The sequence below is a fragment of the Variovorax sp. JS1663 genome, assembly GCF_002157355.1.
Classification (GTDB): domain Bacteria; phylum Pseudomonadota; class Gammaproteobacteria; order Burkholderiales; family Burkholderiaceae_C; genus Variovorax.
This window is the reverse complement of sequence record NZ_LYMK01000131.1, coordinates 1-1410: the sequence shown is the minus strand read 5'-3', so window position 1 is coordinate 1410 and position 1410 is coordinate 1. Positions and strand designations below refer to the sequence as shown.

At 69.1% G+C, this 1410-nt stretch carries 1 pseudogene; it reads right to left on the bottom strand.

The window, feature by feature from the left end:
- Positions 1-1410: pseudogene (locus tag A8M77_RS34945) on the bottom strand (filamentous hemagglutinin); the annotation flags it as partial.

Below are 1410 nucleotides of genomic sequence, written 5' to 3'. Positions count from 1 at the left end.
CGTCGATCTGCAGGCTCTTGTCGGCGACCAGCTTGCCGTGGGTGTTGGTGAGATCCAGGGTCTTGGCGCTGGGGTTGGCCGCGTTGGGATCGGTGATGCGCAGGGTGTTGCCGGCCGAAATCAGGCCAAAGGTGTTGTCGATGCGGCCGCCGCTGCTGAGGGTGGCGTCGACATCCGCGCGGATAGCGCCTGCTGCATTGCCCAGGCTCGTCGTGGTGATGGCGACGTTCCTGCCCTCGATGCCCTGGTCCGTGCCCAGGGTGTTCGCATTGGTGATCGTGCCGGCGTTCAGGGTCGTGTTGCCCCGTGCCCGGATCAGCGCGCCGGTGTTGTCGATGGCGCCGGCGTCGATGCGCAGGTCGCCAACGGCGAATGTCTGACCGCCCTTGTTGTCGTAGCCGGCGCCCTGGGTGTCGATGGTCAATGCCGCCTGGCTCAGCACGATGCCGCCGCTGGCATTGGTGACGCCCTGGGTGCGGGCCACGAGGTCGCCCCGGGAGTCGATGGCGCCGGCCGTGTTGTCGGTCGCGCCGGCGGCAAGCGCTAGGGGGCCGCCGCTGGCGATGCCGCCCTGGCCGCTGGCATGCGCGGCCGCATGGGTGTTGGTGAGCTGCTGGCCGTGGGTGTCGATGACCATCGCCGTGCCCGACTGGATCAAGCCGGCATCGTTGGCCAGCGCCCCCGAGTTCACGGTGACGGTGGTGGTGGCTGCGATGGTGCCCCGCGTGTTCTCCAGCGCGTGGCCGCGGGTGTCCATGGCGATGCTGTTGCCGGAGACATGCCCCACCGTGTTGACCAGGCCTGCCGTGCTCAGCGCCACGGCGCCGCCGGCTTGCAGCTTGCCGCCGACGTTGGTGGTGGCACCGTCGGTGCTGATGCCAAGATCGCCCACGGCGGTGATGCGGCCGGCATCGTTCCTCAGGCTGCCGGCGGCGATGGCGGTGTGACCGTTGCTGGCGATGAGGCCGGCGTTGTTCAAGGTGCCCGCCACGCTGATGCGCGTGTCCGCCGAGCCGGTCTGCACGATCTGGCCTCCGCCGGTGTTGGCGAGGTGGGAGAGGTTCAGGCTGAGTTGGCCGGCTTGAAGTTGGCCGGCCTGGTTGACCAGCGTCTGGCCGGCCTGGCTGTTGGCTATCACGCTCAAGGTACCGAGCGTGGTGATGGTCGCGCCGCTGGTGGTGATGTGGCCCTGGGTCGCGGTGAGCGCGATGTTGGCGGCGCTGGCGGTGCTGGAGGACAGGTCGATGCTGGCGCCTTGCATCGCCATGTCCCCCGCGGCGATCAGCGTGCCCCCGGTGTTGATGAGCTCGTCGCGGCTGGCGATCTGCAGGCTGCCCGCCTGCAAGCGGCCGCGCGCGTTGTCGAAGCGATCGACGTTGGCGCTGAAGCTGTGGCTGATGTTCAGGCTTC